Below are 17,576 nucleotides of genomic sequence, written 5' to 3'. Positions count from 1 at the left end.
CAGCCCGCAATGGTCGATCCATCGGCTACCATCTGGGCAGAAGCCTTTTTGCGGGTTAAAGCTTGCCCAGTCGGAGGTAAACCATGCGCATTTCCCTGATCCTTGCCGTCATTGCCGGACCCGCTTTGGCGGAAATACCCGCCGCTATCACCGATGGCGATTACCTGCCGGTGATTGAGGCCGAAGCGCGGCTGGGTCAGCTTCTGTTCTATGATCCGATCCTGTCGGGGAACCGCAATATTTCCTGTGCGACCTGTCACCATCCGCGTTTCGCCACCTCTGACGGGTTGTCTCTGGGGCTGGGTGAAGGCGGGATCGGGCTTGGCCCCGACCGCCACGTCGATCCGGATAACCTGCCCGAACAGCGCATCCCCCGCAACGCGCCCGCTTTGTTCAATCTGGGCGCGCGCGAATTCACGGTGATGTTCCATGACGGCCGGATTGAGGCCGATCCGTCGCGGCCTACCGGTCTGAGAACGCCGCTTGAGGATGAGATGGTCGCAGGCTTTGCCTCGATCCTGTCGGCCCAGACGATGTTCCCGGTTCTCTCGCCCGATGAAATGGCCGGGCATTATCAAGAAAACGATGTCGCCAAGGCGGTGCGCAGCGGCCGGATCACTGGCGAGGGTGGGGCGTGGGACATCATTTCGCAACGTATCGCAGCGATTCCGGCCTATCGGGACATGTTCAGTGACGCCTATCCCGAAATTGCGGCCGGGAAGGATATCGCCTTCACCGACATTTCAAACGCCATTGCGGCCTTCGTGGAATTCGAATGGCGGGCTGACAATTCCGCGTTTGACCGGATGCTGAGGGGCGAGGGTAAGCTTTCAGATGAACAAGATGCCGGATTGGCGCTGTTCTATGGCGAAGCCGGTTGCAGCGCCTGCCATTCGGGTAAGTTCCAGACCGATCAGGGTTTCCACGCCATAGGCGAGCCGCAGATCGGCCCCGGCAAGGCCGAGCGGTTCGAAAGCCATTCGCGCGATATCGGGCGGATGCGGGTGACGAACCGGGCCGAGGATGCCTATGCGTTCCGCACGCCGTCGCTCAGGAATGTCATGCGGACCGGGCCATGGGGCCATGCCGGCGCCTGGACGGATATCCGTGCGTTTCTCGCCCATCATGCCAATCCCGGCGTGGGCCTTGGCGGTTATGACCGCAAGCAGGCTGTCTTGCCGCAGCTTGATGGTACCAAACCGGATTGGGTGATCCTCGATGCCGCGGATGAGGTCGCCGCCATTCAGAACGCGGCTCTTCCCGGAAAGCCGCTGACGGACAAGGAGATCGACGCCCTCGTCGCTTTCTTGCAGGCGCTGACCGATGATAGTGCGATTGTAGGGCGGCTGGGCGTGCCGGATACCGTGCCGAGCGGACTGCCGGTTGATCGTTAATGGCCGAGCGTCAGCCCGGTCCCGTTCCGCGAAACCCGTATCACCCGATCCACCGGCACCGGGACCCAGTCCGATGCAACGCCTTCGGGCCAGATCACTCTGACTTCTGCTGCGGTTTCTGAGCCCAATCCGAAATGCAACGGCCCTGCCTGCCCCCCGGCGTGACCGCCGCCCACAGTCACTTCGCGTACTTCCGCCTTATCACCGAAGCGCAGCTCCACCCAGGCGCCGATAGCCCGGGTGTTTACAACAGAAACAGGCTCTATTCCGGCCCAATGGCCAGTATTCGTGGTTGCGTTCTGCCAGATCTCCATCGGCGCGCGGCGGTTCATCACCACGATATCGAGACGCCCGTCGCCATCGAGATCAGCCAGCGCCGCGCCGCGCGACCGCTCGGTCGTCGCGATGCCTGCCATTTCGGCTTTTTCGACGAACTTCCCGTCCGCGCTCTGCATCAGCAGATTGTTGGGGTCGTGGATCGCGTTCGACGGCATCTGGTCGACATTGCCCTTGGCGATAAACAGATCCATCCGTCCATCATTATCGATATCGCCAAACTCCGCATGCCAGCCGGTCGAGGGGCGACCATCGTCGCCGATGAATGGCACATGGGCATAGGTGCCGATCTCATAGGGTGCGTTGACGAAGCCGGTGCCGGTGTTGATCTGCAACAGCTGGTCGCCCATCGAGGTCATCATCACCTCGGGCAGCCCGTCTCCGGTGATGTCCTGGCTGGCGATCCCCATACCCCAGAGCGAGACATGCGGCCAATCCTTGGTGTGTTCGGTCAGCGGGTTCAGCCGGAACATCTGCTCATAGCCGCCGCGCACGTAGTAGTGCCGGTCGTTGGAGATGCGCAGTTCCGGATCGCCCTTGCGTTGCCAGTCGGATATCAGCATCGACAGCGCGCAAAAACCGGGCGCGATGATTTCGGGTGTTCCATACACATTGCCATCGGGGCGATAGAGATCGGAGGTGTCACAAGCCTCGAACGGCCCATCGGGATTGGCGCGATCGACGTAATGGCCGAAGGCGAGGGTGGGCAGGGACTGCCCCTGTTCCCATATCGCGGAAAAGGCCGTGGTCCAGGCGTCGCGCGGATGAAAACCCCATTCGGAGGAGGCATCGGTAAAGCTGCAGTCCGGGCCGCCGCGCAGTAGCATGTCCGGGCCGACCCTGAGTACCGCAATATCGAGGAAGCCGTCGCCGTCGATATCCAACGGATAGGTGCCCGTCGTTCCACGGATGTCCGATGGTGTACCTTCGGTGAATGTAATCGGCGCGCCGGGTCCGACCGTTATGTTAACGAACAGCCGGGCAGGATTTTCGCCGCCTGCGGCAAAGAGGTCGGGCCGGTCATCGCCGTTGCAATCCAATACCGCAACACCCCCACCGACAAAGTGTTCCCATCCGCCGTCATAAACATGGCGCATGGAAAGGCCCGCCGCCCGGTCGACAAAAACAGGCTCTGCACAGGCCGAAAATGCGAAAACCAGCGCGGGAATGAGTGACTTCATCGCGCAGCAATCTCGCGCGCCGGGGCGAGCAGCCCTTCGGTCACTGCCGAAAGCGCAAGGGCCGCCGCGCCATGCGCCCAAAGCAGGTCGCCCCAGGCGTGGATTTCGATCTTTGGCGCCGGACGGCCGGTATTCAGAGCCAGCGCCTTGATCTCAGCCAGCGTCTCATTGGCATAGAGGTAATCGTATCGCATCCGTTCGCCCGACAAGATGATCAGTTCCGGATCGAACAGGTTCACCACATTTGCAAGGCCCAAGGCCAGGAACCGCCCGGCCCGGTGGAAGATCGACCGTGCCGCCTGATTTCCCGCCTTCGCATGGTCATAGAGGCTTTCCAGAAGGATGTTGATTGAGCGGTTTTCGCGATTGGTCCAGTTGAGCGCCGTGGTCGCCTCACGCGCGAGGGCATAATCGGCGACATAGGCCTCAAGACAGCCACGCTGACCGCACCGGCAGAGTGCCCCGTCGAGCTGGACCTTGGTATGGCCTAACTCCATCCCAAGACCTTGCGCCCCGCGATAGATACGGTGGTTCAGGACAAAGCCCATGCCGACGCCATGTTCGATGGTGACAACGGCGAAGTCGGACAGGTACCGTCCGGCACCGAACCACAGCTCGGCCAGCGTCACCAGATTAGCGTCGTTGTCGATATGAACCGGAAGGCCCAGTTGGGCGGACAGTGCTTGCGCGAGGGGAACATGACGCCCGGACAAAAGTGGCGACCAATGCGCGATACCCGCAGCAGCATCGACAAAGCCCGGCACGCCAAGGCCGATAGCGCTGAGTTGCGATCGACCGATCCCGGCCCTGAGACAGATCTGATCGACCAAATCGGCGGTCAGGGACACAAGGTCAGTAAGCTCCATCGCCCCCGGTTGATGCGGGATCGCAAGATCAGCAACAAGGTTCCCGGCGAAATCGACGATAACAGCGGTGTTTTCCCGGTCCGAGAGTTTAATCCCAGCAACCAGATGCGCATCGGGCCTGACGCCCAAAGCCACGGCCGGACGGCCACGGCCACTTTCCCCGTCACGTGGCGTGGCAATCTCCTCGACCAGCCCCATTTCCATAAGCTCTGACGTCAGCGTCGTTACCGTGGCCGGGCTGATGGCAAGCTCTTTCGCGACCTGTACCCTCGGAATGAATCCAGCGGCACGCACCCGTTCAAAGATCTGCTGGCGGAGAGGGCGGGCGGTTTCCGACAAGGCGGGAATCAGCGGGCCGCATCCGTACATGTCCGGACCCATGCGATGACCATTCCGAGAGTCGTGATCCGACATTAATTAGCTCACTTAACTTAAATCTACCTGAACTCATGTGGATTCAGCCAATCAATGGACATCCAAGGGCAATTTTGGTAGATTTCTTCCCATATCACAGTTTGGACCAGTGTTTTTAATTTGACAAGCGAATTTAATAGCGGCAGCCTAGGGAAAGTTCGGCGAATCCGCCGATCCGGGCGTCATGGCCCGTCAACGGGAGGAAAAAATGCATAAAGCCATTCTCGCGGCCGTCGCCCTGACGGCCGGTTTCGCCACATCCGCGCTTGCCCAGACCGTGGGCGTCAGCTGGTCCAACTTCCAGGAAGAGCGCTGGAAGACCGACGAAGCGGCGATGAAAGCCGCGCTGGAAGCCGCCGGTGCCACCTATATCTCATCCGATGCGCAGAACTCGGCCGCCAAGCAGTTGACCGATATCGAGGCGCTGATCACGCAAGGCGCCGAAGCGCTGGTGATCCTGTCAGTCGACAAGGACGCGATCGGCCCCGCGCTCGACAAAGCCGCGGCCGAAGGCATTCCGGTCGTTGGTTATGACCGCCTGATCGAGGATGACCGCGCCTTCTATCTGACCTTCGACAACAAGGGCGTCGGCCGCATCATCGCCGAAACCGTCAAGGCCGCGCAGCCCGAAGGCAACTACGCCATCATCAAAGGTGACAAGGGCGACCCGAACGCGCTGTTCCTTCTGGAAGGCATGATGGAAGTCATCGGTGCCGATGTTGACGCAGGCACGATCAAGATCGTCGGTGAAAGCTTTACCGATGGCTGGAAGCCGGACAATGCCCAGAAGAACATGGAGCAGATCCTGACCGCCGCGAACAACGAGGTCGACGCGGTTCTGTCCGAAAACGACGGCATGGCCGGTGGCGTCATTGCCGCGCTTTCGGCGCAGGGTCTGAACATCCCGGTCGGCGGGCAGGACGGTGATCTTGCCGCATTGAACCGCGTGGCACGTGGCACCCAGACCGTGTCGGTCTGGAAAGATTCGCGTCAACTTGGCAAGGCAGCGGCCGATATCGCCGTGGCGCTTGCAGGTGGTGCCGAGATGAGCGCCATCGACGGTGCGGTGAAGTGGTCGGGTGGTGAGAAGGGTGTTGAAATGAACGCCATCTTCCTTGCACCGACCCCGGTCACCAAGGACAACCTGAACGTCGCCATTGATGCTGGCCACATCTCGAAAGAGCAGGCTTGCGAAGGTGCGATGGACGGCGTCGCAGGCTGCTGATCCTGACTTTCGTGCCCGGCGTTCACGCGCCGGGCACTACCAGCGCGAACAAAGCCGCAGAGCTTTCGCGCATCTCGTCCCGACGACCATTGTCAGTCTCAACAAGCGGGTTCTTTACCCGCATCCTTTCGCCATAGCTGGATAAGGACATGACCCAGACATCCTCCACCACCCCGAACGCCGGAGCGCAGGCCGCTCAGGAAGGGCCGATTGCCCGTTTCCTTCGCGCGACCGAGCTTGATACCCGCCTTCTTGGCATGGTTGGCGCGCTGCTGCTGATCTGGATCGGCTTTCATTTCTACGGCTATTTCAAGAGCGGCTTCGGCGCGTTCCTGACGCCCAGGAACCTGTGGAACCTGTCGGTGCAGACCGCTTCCATCGGGATCATGGCGACGGGCATGGTTCTGGTGATCGTGACCCGGCATATCGACCTGTCGGTCGGCTCGATCCTTGGCTTTTGCGCTATCGTCATGGGGGTGATGCAGGTTCAGATCCTGCCGCAATTCCTAGGCCTCGGTCATCCGCTGATCTGGATCATCGCGATCCTCTGCGGGCTCGCACTTGGTACGGCGGTCGGCGCCTTTCATGGCTGGCTGATCGCCTATCGAGGCATCCCGGCCTTCATCGTAACTCTTGGCGGGCTTCTGGTCTGGCGGGGTGCTGCCTTCCTCGTCGCGCGGGGTGAGACGATTTCGCCGGTCGATTCCACCTTTGCCCTGCTGGGCGGCGGTCCTTACGGCGCGGTTGGCGCGGTCGGAAGCTGGATTGTCGGCCTGCTGGCCTGTGTCGGCATCGTCTATCTGATCCTGCATGGCCGCTCCCAGCGCCGTAAGTTCGAATTTCCGCTGCGGCCCGTCTGGGCCGAGGCCTTTCTGGGCCTCATAGGTTGCGGCATCGTTCTGGGCGCGGTGCTGCTGGTCAATTCCTATCCCTGGCCAAAAGGCATCGTGAAGCAATATGCCGAACGCAACGCCATTGAAGTGCCCGAGGGCGGGCTGTTCATCAGCCATGGTTTCGCAATCCCGGTCCTGATCCTGATCGCGGTCGGCATCGTGATGACCTTCCTGATGACCCGCACCCGCTTTGGCCGCTATGTCTTTGCCATTGGCGGCAACCCGGAGGCGGCGGAACTCGCGGGTATCAATACCCGCTGGATGACCGTGAAGATCTTCGCGCTGATGGGGTTCCTTGCCGGGCTCTCCTCGGTCGTCGCCTCGGCGCGTCTCAATTCGGCGACCAACGCGCTCGGTACTCTGGACGAGCTTTACGTTATCGCTTCTGCCGTCATCGGCGGCACATCGCTCGGCGGCGGGATCGGAACGATCTATGGCGCGATCATCGGCGCGCTGGTGATGCAGAGCCTTCAGACCGGCATGGTGTTGATCGGGTTCGATGCGGCAATCCAGCAGGTGGTCGTCGGCTCGGTGCTCGTCTTCGCTGTCTATCTCGACAAACTTTACCGCAGCAAATCGAAGTGAGGGGAACAGTTATGACCGATCGTGGAACACCCCTTGTTGAGCTTCGCGACATCTCTATCTCGTTCGGCGGCATCAAGGCTGTCGATCATGTCACCGTCGATCTTTATCCCGGTGAAGTTGTCGGCCTTCTTGGCCACAATGGCGCGGGCAAGTCGACGCTGATCAAATGCCTGTCGGGTGCCTATCAGGCCGATAGCGGTGAGGTTTACATCAACGGCGAAAAGGCCCTGATCGAAAACCCCCGCGATGCGCGGTCTTACAATATCGAGACGATCTATCAGACGCTGGCTTTGGCCGACAACCTCGACGCCGCCTCGAACCTGTTCCTTGGCCGTGAGCTTGTATCGCCCCGCGGCCTTGTCGACGATGTGCGGATGGAGGCCGAGACACGCAAGATCATGGCGCGGCTCAACCCGAACTTCCGCAAGTTCAACGTGCCGGTTTCGGCGCTTTCGGGCGGTCAGCGCCAGTCGGTTGCCATCGCCCGCGCGGTCTATTTCAATGCCCGCATCCTGATTATGGACGAACCGACCGCCGCACTTGGCCCGCATGAAACCCAGATGGTGGCGGAACTGATCGAAGAGCTGAAGGCGCAGGGCCTCGGCATTTTCCTGATCGAGCATGACATCCACAACGTGATGAAGCTTTGCGACCGGGCGAGCGTGATGAAGAACGGTCAATTGGTGGGCACGGTCAATGTGAACGAGGTCACGGATGAGGATATCCTCGGCATGATCATTCTTGGCAAAGAGCCGGAAAAGGCCGCCTGATGTATCTCGGGCTCGATCTGGGAACGTCGGGCCTGAAGGGCGTTGTCATCGACGATGCCCAAGGGATCGTGGCCGAAGCCACCGCACCGCTGACAGTATCGCGGCCGCATGAGGGTTGGTCGGAACAATCGCCCGCCTACTGGATCGTGGCCGCCGAAGCGGTGTTGAACGCTATTCCGTCAGAGCTTCGAAGGGCGATCCGGGGCGTCGGCCTTTCAGGCCAGATGCATGGCGCGGTGTTGCTGAACGGTGCCGATGATGTACTGCGCCCCTGCATTCTTTGGAACGATACACGTGCGCACGCCGAGGCCGCAGAGCTGGATGCCGATCCGAAGTTCCGCGCTTTGACCGGCAATATCATTTTTCCCGGCTTCACCGCGCCAAAGCTGCTTTGGGTCAGGCACCATGAGCCCGCGCTGTTCACCAAGGTGGCGAAGGTGCTGCTGCCCAAGGATTATCTGCGGCTGTGGCTGACCGGCGATCATGTCGCCGAAATGTCGGATGCGGCCGGGACAAGCTGGCTGGATACCGGTAAGCGCGACTGGTCTGACGATCTGCTGACCGCGACCGGACTGGACCGCAGCGCCATGCCCCGGCTGGTCGAAGGTTCCGCGCAGTCGGGTACACTGCGCCCGGAACTGGCGGACCGCTTCGGCCTGCCGAAAGGTGTCATCATCGCGGGCGGGGCGGGGGACAATGCTGCCGCCGGGATCGGGGTTGGCGTCGTGAAGGCCGGGCAGGCCTTCGTTTCGCTTGGAACTTCGGGCGTGCTTTTTGCCGCGAATGACGGCTATCGGCCTGATCCCGCAACGGCCGTACATACGTTCTGCCACGCGCTTCCCGGCAAATGGCATCAGATGGGCGTCATTCTTGCCGCCACCGATGCGCTGAACTGGTTTGCCGGGATCGCCGAGGCCGAAGCCCGGGATCTGACCGAAGGTCTAGGGGGATTGAAAGCGCCGGGCAAAGCGCGATTCCTGCCCTATCTTGGCGGCGAACGCACGCCGCTGAACGATGCCGCGATCCGCGGCGCTTTCATCGGGCTGGAACATGATACTGACCGGGTTGCCGCGACGCGGGCTGTGCTGGAAGGTGTCACTTTCGCGATCCGCGACTGCCGCGATGCGCTGGCCGCGACCGGCACGAAGATTGACCGGCTGATGGCGGTCGGCGGGGGGTCGAAGTCCGACTACTGGCTGTCCGCCATCGCCACAGCGCTCGGCACACCCGTATCGGTCCCGGTCGCGGGTGACTATGGCGGGGCCTTCGGCGCAGCCCGCCTTGCCATCATGGCGGCGACGGGGGCGGGCGCAGAGGTCGCAACGCCTCCGGCAATTGCCAAAACCATCGACCCGGTGGCCGTGCTGACGGGGGCCTTTGACGAAGGCCATGCCCGCTACCGCGCCGCCGCATCTGCCATCAAGGGACTGACATGACAGACTTCTTCAAAGATATCCCGCACATTCGCTATGAGGGTCCGGACAGCGACACCGAATTCGCCTTCCACCACTACAACCCCGATGAGATGGTCATGGGCAAACGGATGGAGGATCATCTGCGCTTTGCTGTCGCCTATTGGCACAGCTTCGCATGGCCCGGCGGTGATCCCTTTGGTGGGCAGACATTTGAACGGCCCTGGTTCGGTGACGGAATGGATCTGGCTCGGCTGAAGGCCGATGTGGCGTTCGAGATGTTCGACATCCTCGGCGCGCCCTTCTTCTGTTTCCATGATGCCGATGTGCGCCCCGAAGGCGCGACCTTCGCCGAAAGCCTGCGCAACCTCGAAGAGATCGTCGATTATTTCGCCGAAAAGATGGAAACGCATCGCACCCGTCTGCTCTGGGGCACGGCGAACCTCTTTTCCCATCGCCGGTTCATGTCAGGTGCCGCGACCAATCCGGACCCTGAGGTTTTCGCCTATTCCGCCGCGACGGTGAAATCCTGCATGGATGCAACCCACAGGCTGGGCGGGCAGAACTATGTGTTGTGGGGTGGGCGCGAAGGTTATGAGACCTTGCTCAATACCGATCTGAAGCGTGAGGTCGAGCAGGCCGGTCGGTTCCTGCAGATGGTTGTCGAATACAAACACAAGATCGGCTTCAAGGGCGCGATCCTGATCGAACCGAAGCCGCAAGAACCATCGAAGCATCAATACGACTACGATGTTGCGACCGTCTATGGGTTCCTCAAGCGGTTCGGGCTTGAGGATGAAGTGAAGGTCAACATCGAACAGGGCCATGCGATCCTTGCCGGGCATTCGTTCGAACATGAGATTGCACTGGCCGCGTCGCTTGACCTCTTCGGGTCGATCGACATGAACCGCAATGATTATCAATCCGGCTGGGACACCGACCAGTTCCCCGACAGCGTGCCGGAAACCGCGCGGGCTTACTATGAGATCCTGCGAACGGGCGGCTTCACGACCGGTGGCACGAATTTCGATGCGAAATTGCGGCGTCAGAGCCTTGATCCCGAGGATCTGATCCTCGCCCATGTGGGCGCAATGGATGTCTGCGCGCGGTCCTTGAAGGCGGCGGCGGCGCTTCTGGAGGACGGCGCGCTCGAACGTGCCCGCGAGGCACGTTATTCCGGTTGGGACCGGGCCGATAGTAAGGCGATGCTGGAGAACGGGCTGGCCGAAATTTCGGATCTCGTTCTGTCGAAGGGAATCGATCCAAAGCCGCAATCCGGCCGCCAGGAACGGCTGGAGAATCTGTGGAGCCGGTTTGTCTGAGATGGCAAAGACCATCGGACGTTAACTATTTTGTATCACTAAGTTATTGATATTAAATATATTATTTTACAGATACGGCTGTGCAATGCTTCGGATTTAAGCTTAACAGATCCGTAACCATTCGCTCTCTACCTTGGCGGAAAGACCGGGCTTGGGGTGGCCCGGCGCAACCAGGGAAGGGAGTTTGCCTGATGGCCGCCCCACTATTTGAGTTTCGTGACGACGCGGTCGTCTGCCCCCGTCCGGGTATCTATGCCACGCATGGGAAACGGGTTCTCGATGTTCTTCTTGTTCTTCTGATGGCGCCGATCGTGGTGCCGATCCTTGGTGTCATTCTGGGGCTGACCGCCCTGTTCGGCGGAAATCCGATCTATTCCCAGCTTCGGATTGGCCGGGACGGACAGGTCTTTCGGTGCTGGAAGGTCCGCACGATGGTGCCGGACGCCGACAGGGCATTGGAATCGATCCTGCGCGACAACCCGCTGCTGGAACAGGAATGGCGGCAAACGCAGAAACTGGCCCGCGATCCGCGCGTGACGCGGTTCGGCGCGATCCTGCGCAAGACCAGTCTTGATGAGCTTCCCCAGTTTTGGAATGTTCTTATGGGCGAGATGAGCCTTGTCGGCCCCCGTCCCTTTCTGCCCGAACAGCGGGCGCAATATGAAAGCAGGCTCTGCGGGGCGAGCTATTACCTGATGCGTCCGGGTATCACCGGGTTATGGCAGGTCGGGCGTCGCAACCGGGGGTCTTTCAGCGAACGTGCGCTCTTTGACGAGGATTACTCTGGCCAGATCAGCCTTTTCACCGACCTGTCGATCCTGTTCAGGACCGTCGGCGTCGTCTTGCGGGCGACGGGTATCTAACCGAACCGCTTCCAGATCGCCGCATCGCCAAGGCTGTCGACAAAGGCCCCATGCGCCGATTGTTCGGCCTCGGTCATCCTTGGGGGAAGCTGGGCGGGACGCGGTGAGGGGCGCCATGTCGTCGTCGTGGTATTTTCCTGCGTTGAGGAATTCGAGGACAGACCAAAATCCGGCTGCCGCCCGCCGATCAGCTCAAGATAGACCTCGGCCAGAAGCTCACTGTCCAGCAGAGCGCCGTGTTTTTCGCGGGCGGAATTGTCGATGCCGAAACGACGGCAAAGCGCGTCAAGCGATGCGGGCGAACCGGGGAATTTGCGCCGCGCCACCGCGACGGTGTCAAGGGCGCGGTCCATTGGCAGGACCGGCAGATTGGCCCAGCCAAGCTCTGCATTCAGGAATTTTATATCGAAGCTGGCATTGTGGATCACCAGCCGGGAATCCCCGCCGATGAAATCCAGAAAAGCCTGTCCCACCTGCGCAAATAGCGGTTTGTCGCGCAGGAAATCATCGCCAAGACCGTGCACATCGAACGCCTCTTTCGGCATGCCGCGTTCGGGGTTGATGTATTGGTGATAGGTACGGCCCGTCGGCATGTGGTTCAACAGCTCAATCGCGCCAATCTCGACGATTCGATGGCCTTCGGCCGGTTCAAAGCCGGTGGTTTCGGTATCGAGGACGATTTCACGCATGGCCTGCTCCGATCTTCGCGATCAGGTTTCGCACGGCGGCGCGGGTCGCATCAAGGGTGAGCGTTTCAATCACATTAGTGGCGCGGGCGCGCTTTTCAGCGTCAGGCATCTGGCGGGCGAGGATGGTATCAAGCTGGGCTTCGGTCATTCCTGGGCGCGCCAGAACCCTGTCGCGCTGGATGTCGGCCGGAACGGTGACGACTAGGGTCGCGTCCATCATCGCGTCCGCCCGAGTTTCAAAAAGCAGCGGCATGTCGAGCACGACGAGCGGCGCGGTACTGTTGGCGATAAAGGCCGCACGATCTGCGGCGACGAGCGGATGGACAACGGCTTCGATCCTGGAAAGGGCCGCCGGGTCGCGGGCAATCCAGCTTTTCAGACCAGCGCGGTCCACCGCGCCATCAACGATCGCTTCTGGGCAAAGGGCTGCGATTTCCGGAACCGCCGCGCCGCCCTTTGCGTAAAGCCGGTGGACGGCAGCATCTGCATCCCAGACCGGTACACCTTCATCGGCGAACATTGCGGCAGTGGTGGATTTGCCAATGCCGATCGAGCCCGTCAGACCAAGCAGGAACGGGCGGCTCATGCGCCGAGGACCACGTCCCTCGTGGCCTGATCGACCTCGGGTCGGGTTCCGAACCAGCGTTCAAAAGCGGGGGCTGCCTGATGCAGAAGCATACCAAGGCCGTCGACTGTCACACAGCCAATCGCAGCCGCCTCTTCCAAAAGCGTGGTGCGCAGTGGCGTGTAGACGAGGTCCGTTACGACGGCTTTTGGCGACAAAGCATCAAGGGGGATGCGGAATTCCGGTTTCCCCTCCATTCCGAGCGAGGACGTGTTCACGACCGTGGTCGCGTCTTCCATCATGTTCCCGGCCTGCACCCAGTCATGCACAATGACCTTGGCCCCGAATTCCGAACGCAAAGCCTCGGCACGATTGCGGGTGCGGTTGGCAAGGCGGATTTCAGGCACGCCAACCTCGATCAGTGAGGCGATGACCGCACGGGCGCCACCACCTGCGCCAATGACAGCAGCGGGTCCGGCGGATGCGGTCCAACCGGGCGCGTTTTGCTTCAGATTGGCGATAAAGCCATAACCATCAGTATTGTCAGCATGAATCCTGCCGTCCTTGCGGAAGATCAGCGTATTTGCCGCCCCGATCAAGGCCGCGCGGTCGGTCACGACATCGGCCAAAGCCAGCACGGTTTCCTTGTGCGGGATCGTGACATTGATGCCGACAAAGCCCGCCTTGGGAAGGGTCGCGATGACCTCTTTCAGATCGGATTGGGCAACATCCATCGGGATGTAGAAGCCACGAATATCGTAGGTCTTCAGCCAGTGGCTGTGCAGCCGCGGCGATTTGGAATGCGCGATGGGGGAGCCGATGACACCGGCAAGCGGAATACGAGGATGGTCGATCATGTGGCGATGTCGCCCCGAATACCGAGCCAGGTCAAGAGTTCGATCAGCGGCAAGCCAAGAACGTTGAAGTAATCGCCCTCGATGCGGGAAAAAAGCCGCACCCCTTCCTCCTCCAGCTTGTAGCAGCCGACGGTTTCACGAATGCTGTCCCAGTTACGGGCGACATAATCATCAAGATATGCCTCTGAGAGATCACGCATTGTCAGGCGGACCTCACCCACATGTCGCCATATCGGTTTACCCGCCTGGCAGATGACCGCAGCAGAAAGCAGCCGGTGGGTCCGTCCCTTCAGCGCGCTGAGCTGGTCACGGGCATCGGAGGGATCAGCGGGCTTTGAAAACACCTGGCGATGGCATTCAAGGATCTGATCGCACCCAAGCACCAGCGCATCGGGTTGCTTGTCTGAAATCTTGCGGGCTTTCATCTCGGCCAGAGTGTCGGCAAGATCACGGGGGCTGGCATCCTCGGCCGCAAGGGCTGCGCGGATCGCTTCTTCGTCAATCTTTGCCGGTATCACCTCAACCCCAAGACCGGCATTGCGCAGAAGCTGCGCCCGGATCGTAGAACCGGATGCAAGGATGAAGCGCCGGGGTGTTGAAAGTGTCATGGGGACGGGTCTGTGGATAAGCGGTGGTGCAATGGTGTGGCCGAATTTGTTGAAAGCGGGGCTTGCAATGTTGCTGGGGGAAAACCGGGGTTTCTGTCAAGGTGCCAGGCGAATTCTCCCATTGTGGATGTGGGAGGTCTGTCCATGTGGACTGACTGGTCTGAGACCGCTCCGGGGACAGAACTATACATGTCCTGTCTGCCCTTAAGTCCTATAAGATATTGAAAAATATAATTAATTATCCGCTTTTTTCAGAACTTCCGGTTTTTCACAGGTTTTTGCACAGGTCCATCCCGATGTGGGAAAGTTGCCCGGAAACACTGTAATCCCCATCATCCACAGGGCTTACATCAACCACATCTCTTTTCTTTATCTTTACTTTATTTAGAAAGGACCATGACGACAGGTGAGGAATGATGACGGATTTTCTGGCGACGATATACCCATGGACCAAGGCACTGCACATCATATCCGTGATTGCCTGGATGGCCGGCATTTTTTATCTACCCCGCCTTTTCGTCTATCACGTCGAGAAGGTTGAAGCAGGCAGTGAAACAGATCGCCTGTTTCATGAGATGGAGCGCAAACTTCTGCGGGTGATCATGAACCCGGCGATGATCGGCGTCTGGGTCTTTGGGTTGGCGCTCGTCTTCACGCCGGGGATTGTCGTCTGGTCCGAGATCTGGCCCTGGACGAAGGCAGCGGCAGTTGTGGGAATGACGTGGTTTCACCACTGGCTGGGGCACCGGCGTAAGGACTTTCTCGCCGGAACCAACACCCGGACCGGGCGCACCTATCGGCTTATGAACGAAGTACCGACGGTTTTGATGGTGGTCATCGTTTTCTCGGTCATTCTGAAATTCTGAGCAAAGATTGACTCAAGACGTTCGCGGGGCTATGTGCAAACAAACCCCGCCGTCCGGATTGGGGAATTTCCCATGATGATCTTACGCGCCGCCTGACAGGCCGCGCCCAATTGATCGGTTTTCCTATGACCCTTGAACGCCTGAACCTTGCCGACCTGAAGGCAAAAAGCCCCGCAGACCTGCTTTCGATGGCTGAAGAGCTGGAGATTGAGAACGCTTCGACCATGCGCAAGGGCGAGATGATGTTCTCGATCCTGAAGGAGCATGCCGAGGAAGGCTGGGAAGTCGGCGGTGACGGTGTGTTGGAAGTGCTTCAGGACGGGTTCGGGTTTCTGCGCTCGCCCGAGGCAAACTATCTGCCGGGTCCCGACGATATCTATGTCAGCCCGGATATGATCCGGCAATTTTCGCTGAGGACAGGCGATACGATCGAAGGTGTGATCCGGGCGCCGGGTGAGAGTGAGCGTTACTTCGCCCTGACCAAAGTACGGCAGATCAATTTCGAAGATCCGGAAAAGGCACGTCACAAGGTTGCTTTTGACAACCTGACGCCGCTTTACCCGGATGAACGGCTGAAAATGGAAGTCGAGGATCCGACGATCAAGGACCGCTCGGCCCGGATCATCGACCTTGTCGCACCGATCGGGAAAGGGCAACGGGGCCTGATCGTGGCGCCGCCGCGTACGGGTAAGACGGTGCTGTTGCAGAACATTGCCCATTCGATCGAGAAGAACCATCCGGAATGCTATCTGATCGTTCTGCTGATCGATGAACGGCCGGAAGAAGTGACCGACATGCAGCGAAGCGTGAAGGGTGAGGTCATCTCCTCAACCTTCGATGAACCGGCGACCCGTCACGTTGCCGTCAGTGATATGGTCATCGAAAAGGCCAAGCGACTGGTGGAGCATAAGCGCGACGTGGTGATCCTGCTCGATTCGATCACCCGCCTGGGCCGGGCCTTCAATACGGTCGTGCCGTCATCGGGCAAGGTCCTGACCGGTGGTGTTGACGCCAATGCGCTTCAGCGGCCAAAGAGGTTCTTCGGTGCCGCGCGGAATATTGAAGAGGGCGGGTCGCTGACCATTATCGCTACGGCGCTGATCGATACGGGCAGCCGCATGGACGAAGTGATCTTTGAAGAATTCAAGGGCACGGGTAACTCGGAGATCGTGCTGGATCGCAAGGTTGCGGACAAGCGGGTTTATCCGGCGATGGATATCCTAAAGTCCGGCACCCGGAAGGAAGACCTGCTGGTCGACAAGAACGACCTGCAGAAGACCTATGTCCTGCGCCGTATCCTGAACCCGATGGGCACGACGGATGCGATCGAATTCCTGATCTCCAAGCTCAAACAGACGAAGAGCAACTCGGAGTTCTTCGATTCTATGAACGCCTGACATATTGTTCTGAAACAATAGGCTACCGCTATGGACACGATCTATGCCCTGGCGTCTGCGCGGGGTAAGGCTGGCGTTTCTGTCATCCGGATTTCGGGGCCGCGCGCCTGGGCCTCGGTCCGCGATCTGGCGGGTGATCTGCCGGAACCGCGCCGGGCAGGATTGCGGCGATTGACCTGCAAGGGTGACGTGCTGGACGAGGCGATCGTTCTTGTCTTCACGGCTGGCGCGAGCTTTACCGGAGAGGAATCGGCTGAGCTTCATGTCCATGGTGCCACGGCGACGGTAAGCGCTGTCCTCGGCGCTTTGTCAGTTCAGGCGGGGTTGCGACCGGCAGAGCCCGGTGAATTCACCCGGCGTGCGTTGGAAAACGGACGGCTGGACCTAGCGCAGGTCGAAGGTCTTGCCGACCTGATCGAGGCGGAAACCGAAGCGCAGCGCAAACAGGCTTTGCGGGTTCTCTCTGGCGCGGTGGGGGAAAGTGCTGAGCTTTGGCGCCGCAATCTGATCCGTGCGGCGGCCTTGATTGAAGCGGTGATCGATTTTGCTGATGAGGATGTGCCGGTTGATGTAACGCCCGAGGTGTTGGGGTTAATTGATAAATCCACACAAGATCTTGTGCTTCAGCTCGATGGTTTCGGCGTTGCTGAACGCATTCGCGACGGGTTTGAGGTTGCAATAGTCGGTCGGCCTAACGCTGGAAAGTCGACGCTTCTGAACGCGCTTGCGGGGCGGGACGCAGCGATTACATCCGAAGTGGCGGGAACCACGCGCGATGTGATCGAGGTCCGGATGGATATCGCAGGCCTGGCCGTAACGCTTCTGGATACGGCGGGGCTGCGCGAAACGCAGGATAGCGTCGAGAGTATCGGCGTGGATCGTGCGGTGACGCGGGCGCGTGATGCGGATCTGCGGATCTTCCTGCTGGATGGCGATGACATCCCGATGCTGGAACCTGATCCGGACGACATCGTGGTGCGGGGAAAGGCGGATCTTGGTTCTGATCATAGCGGGCGGATACTGTCGGTATCAGGCAAGACAGGTGAGGGGCTGAGGGATTTGATCTCCGCCGTCGAGGACCGGTTGTCGCGCAGGGCGACGCGTGCAGGGGTGATTACGCGGGACCGGCACAAGGCCGCCATCCGGGCTGCGATCAGCGCTATGGAATCAGCGAGGAATGAGGTAGAGCAGGGGCCGGATCGGTATGAGCTTGCGGCCGAAGAACTGCGGCGTGGTATCCGGGCACTGGATTCTCTCGTTGGTCGGGTTGATGTTGAACATCTTCTCGATGAGATTTTCGCGAGTTTCTGTATCGGTAAGTAAGGAGTGTTTC

17 protein-coding genes are annotated in these 17,576 nt (G+C 60.0%); 10 read left to right on the top strand and 7 right to left on the bottom strand.

What is annotated here, in order from left to right; translation table 11 throughout:
- Nucleotides 1-83 precede the first annotated feature (83 nt).
- On the top strand, nucleotides 84-1,394 hold the full coding sequence (locus tag WBB85_RS07020; protein WP_432637906.1) for a cytochrome-c peroxidase: 1,311 nt from the start codon (nucleotides 84-86) through the stop codon (nucleotides 1,392-1,394).
- Here the strand turns inward: WBB85_RS07020 and WBB85_RS07015 are convergent.
- Together WBB85_RS07015 and WBB85_RS07010 are read right to left on the bottom strand one after the other, a co-directional pair.
- Nucleotides 1,391-2,911, bottom strand: a complete 1,521-nt coding sequence (locus tag WBB85_RS07015; protein WP_432637905.1) for a CRTAC1 family protein — start codon at nucleotides 2,909-2,911, stop codon at nucleotides 1,391-1,393. The two genes, WBB85_RS07020 and WBB85_RS07015, sit on opposite strands and share 4 nt — an antisense overlap.
- Nucleotides 2,908-4,158, bottom strand: a complete 1,251-nt coding sequence (locus tag WBB85_RS07010; RefSeq protein ID WP_432637904.1) for an ROK family protein — start codon at nucleotides 4,156-4,158, stop codon at nucleotides 2,908-2,910. Before WBB85_RS07010 ends, WBB85_RS07015 begins: the two co-directional genes overlap by 4 nt.
- 241 nt (nucleotides 4,159-4,399) lie before the next feature.
- Here WBB85_RS07010 and WBB85_RS07005 point away from each other — a divergent pair, with 241 nt between their 5' ends.
- The gene (locus tag WBB85_RS07005) at nucleotides 4,400-5,416 is read left to right on the top strand and encodes a substrate-binding domain-containing protein (protein ID WP_432637903.1); all 1,017 of its coding nucleotides are present in this window, start codon (nucleotides 4,400-4,402) and stop codon (nucleotides 5,414-5,416) included.
- Between the two features lie 22 nt (nucleotides 5,417-5,438).
- Here the strand turns inward: WBB85_RS07005 and WBB85_RS07000 are convergent, their stop codons facing one another.
- Nucleotides 5,439-5,567, bottom strand: a complete 129-nt coding sequence (locus WBB85_RS07000; protein WP_432637902.1) for a hypothetical protein — start codon at nucleotides 5,565-5,567, stop codon at nucleotides 5,439-5,441.
- On the opposite strand from WBB85_RS07000, the gene WBB85_RS06995 reads away from it, so the two are divergent.
- From WBB85_RS06995 to WBB85_RS06975, 5 genes are all read left to right on the top strand, one after another.
- On the top strand, nucleotides 5,566-6,894 hold the full coding sequence (locus tag WBB85_RS06995; protein WP_432637901.1) for a sugar ABC transporter permease: 1,329 nt from the start codon (nucleotides 5,566-5,568) through the stop codon (nucleotides 6,892-6,894). The two genes, WBB85_RS07000 and WBB85_RS06995, sit on opposite strands and share 2 nt — an antisense overlap.
- A gap of 11 nt (nucleotides 6,895-6,905) precedes the next feature.
- The gene (locus WBB85_RS06990; RefSeq protein WP_432637900.1) at nucleotides 6,906-7,664 is read left to right on the top strand and encodes an ATP-binding cassette domain-containing protein; all 759 of its coding nucleotides are present in this window, start codon (nucleotides 6,906-6,908) and stop codon (nucleotides 7,662-7,664) included.
- The gene (xylB, locus tag WBB85_RS06985) at nucleotides 7,664-9,100 is read left to right on the top strand and encodes a xylulokinase (protein WP_432637899.1); all 1,437 of its coding nucleotides are present in this window, start codon (nucleotides 7,664-7,666) and stop codon (nucleotides 9,098-9,100) included. Before WBB85_RS06990 ends, xylB begins: the two co-directional genes overlap by 1 nt.
- The gene (gene xylA / locus WBB85_RS06980; RefSeq protein ID WP_432637898.1) at nucleotides 9,097-10,398 is read left to right on the top strand and encodes a xylose isomerase; all 1,302 of its coding nucleotides are present in this window, start codon (nucleotides 9,097-9,099) and stop codon (nucleotides 10,396-10,398) included. The genes xylB and xylA overlap by 4 nt, the downstream gene beginning before the upstream one ends.
- Nucleotides 10,399-10,589: 191 nt before the next feature.
- Nucleotides 10,590-11,261, top strand: a complete 672-nt coding sequence (locus WBB85_RS06975) for a sugar transferase (protein WP_432637897.1) — start codon at nucleotides 10,590-10,592, stop codon at nucleotides 11,259-11,261.
- On the opposite strand, the gene dnaQ is transcribed toward WBB85_RS06975, so the two are convergent.
- Genes dnaQ through WBB85_RS06955 form a run of 4 tightly spaced genes read right to left on the bottom strand, consistent with a single transcriptional unit; the run spans nucleotide 11,258 to nucleotide 13,980 of the window.
- Entirely contained in the window at nucleotides 11,258-11,950 is a 693-nt protein-coding gene (gene dnaQ, locus WBB85_RS06970) for a DNA polymerase III subunit epsilon (protein WP_432637896.1), read from the bottom strand. The genes WBB85_RS06975 and dnaQ overlap by 4 nt on opposite strands.
- Nucleotides 11,943-12,536 (bottom strand): dephospho-CoA kinase, encoded by a 594-nt coding sequence (gene coaE / locus WBB85_RS06965; RefSeq protein WP_432637895.1) that lies wholly within the window; start codon nucleotides 12,534-12,536, stop codon nucleotides 11,943-11,945. Before coaE ends, dnaQ begins: the two co-directional genes overlap by 8 nt.
- A complete protein-coding gene (locus WBB85_RS06960; protein ID WP_432637894.1) occupies nucleotides 12,533-13,372 on the bottom strand; it encodes a shikimate dehydrogenase in 840 nt (279 codons plus the stop codon). The genes coaE and WBB85_RS06960 overlap by 4 nt, the downstream gene beginning before the upstream one ends.
- A complete protein-coding gene (locus tag WBB85_RS06955; protein WP_432637893.1) occupies nucleotides 13,369-13,980 on the bottom strand; it encodes a Maf family protein in 612 nt (203 codons plus the stop codon). Before WBB85_RS06955 ends, WBB85_RS06960 begins: the two co-directional genes overlap by 4 nt.
- Before the next feature lie 416 nt (nucleotides 13,981-14,396).
- Here WBB85_RS06955 and WBB85_RS06950 point away from each other — a divergent pair, with 416 nt between their 5' ends.
- The 3 genes from WBB85_RS06950 (at nucleotide 14,397) to mnmE (ending at nucleotide 17,566) form a co-directional block, all read left to right on the top strand.
- Nucleotides 14,397-14,846, top strand: coding sequence for a CopD family protein (locus WBB85_RS06950; RefSeq protein ID WP_432637892.1), 450 nt, complete (start codon nucleotides 14,397-14,399; stop codon nucleotides 14,844-14,846).
- Between the two features lie 125 nt (nucleotides 14,847-14,971).
- On the top strand, nucleotides 14,972-16,243 hold the full coding sequence (gene rho, locus WBB85_RS06945) for a transcription termination factor Rho (protein ID WP_432637891.1): 1,272 nt from the start codon (nucleotides 14,972-14,974) through the stop codon (nucleotides 16,241-16,243).
- Nucleotides 16,244-16,273: 30 nt separating this feature from the next.
- Nucleotides 16,274-17,566, top strand: coding sequence for a tRNA uridine-5-carboxymethylaminomethyl(34) synthesis GTPase MnmE (gene mnmE, locus WBB85_RS06940; RefSeq protein WP_432637890.1), 1,293 nt, complete (start codon nucleotides 16,274-16,276; stop codon nucleotides 17,564-17,566).
- Nucleotides 17,567-17,576 lie beyond the last annotated feature (10 nt).

It is taken from the genome of Albidovulum sp. (assembly GCF_049646345.1).
Lineage (GTDB): Bacteria > Pseudomonadota > Alphaproteobacteria > Rhodobacterales > Rhodobacteraceae > Albidovulum.
The sequence above is the reverse complement of the archived record's forward strand: the minus strand, read 5'-3'. Positions and strand labels throughout refer to the sequence as shown.